This is a genomic window from Pseudoalteromonas sp. SWYJZ19, assembly GCF_015864375.1.
Classification (GTDB): domain Bacteria; phylum Pseudomonadota; class Gammaproteobacteria; order Enterobacterales; family Alteromonadaceae; genus Pseudoalteromonas; species Pseudoalteromonas arctica.
Genome location: NZ_JADYXI010000059.1, coordinates 1 through 958 on the forward strand (window position 1 = coordinate 1; position 958 = coordinate 958).

The 958-nt window shown below is 45.2% G+C and carries 1 protein-coding gene; it reads left to right on the top strand.

All coding sequences use genetic code 11. The features are described 5' to 3' along the window. Positions 1-37 precede the first annotated feature (37 nt). Positions 38-958, top strand: a 921-nt coding sequence (locus tag I6F45_RS21230; RefSeq protein ID WP_197162045.1) for an IS4 family transposase, incomplete at its 3' end; no start/stop codon positions are given.

Below are 958 nucleotides of genomic sequence, written 5' to 3' on the forward strand. Positions count from 1 at the left end.
AATACCCTTATCATCTTTTGATTATGAGGGTATTTTTATGCTTAGTCATTGGTTACTTGATACGGATATATTCGCCACTCCTGACTCTTTATCTACATTTCAGAAACATATCCCTCTTGAGTGGATTTCTAATGTGCTCGAACAGACCGATAAAGCAAGTATTCGCAAACGTAAGTTACCTGCTGAGCTTGTCGTCTGGCTTATCATTGCAATGGGTCTTTTTCGCGACCGCTCTATTAGTGACGTTGTTGAGAAGTTAGATTTAACACTCACTGATACCCTGGGCGATACGGTTGCTCCAAGTGCTATTCCTCAAGCGAGACAGCGCCTGAGTAGCGACCCCCTCCAAGCCTTATTTCACCTATGTGCAGCCCATTGGACACAAGAAGAAGATGCTGATGATACGTGGTATGGACTCCGGTTATTTTCTGTCGATGGAACGCAATTTCGTGCACCCGATACACCTGCTCTTGCTGAGCACTTTCACTATATTAAGCACAGTAAAAACCGTCATACAGAATATCCTATTGTACGCCTATGCGCCTTAAGCTCCTTGCGTAGCCGGTTGATACACCACGTTGCCTTCGGGCCCAGTTATCAAGGTGAGGTGAACTACGCAAAGCAGCTATTTGGTCATGTAAGTGATAACAGTCTAACTATTTTTGACCGATGTTATCTCAGCGCTGAGCTACTGATTAATTGGCGTAAGCAACACCCACAGTCGCACTGGATGGTCCCGATTAAAAGCAACACGCAATACACCGTCATTGAATCTTACTCTGAGCATGACTTCAAAGTAGAGATGAGTGTATCTGCGCATGCCAGAAAACAAGACCCTTCGCTTCCTGAGTGCTGGCAGGCCAGACTGGTTCTTTATCCTGAGCCAATAGGGCCTGGAAAAATAAAAGGTCTGCTGTGCTCTTTGGATGATAAACAGGCTTTTGGTGCACAGGCCATT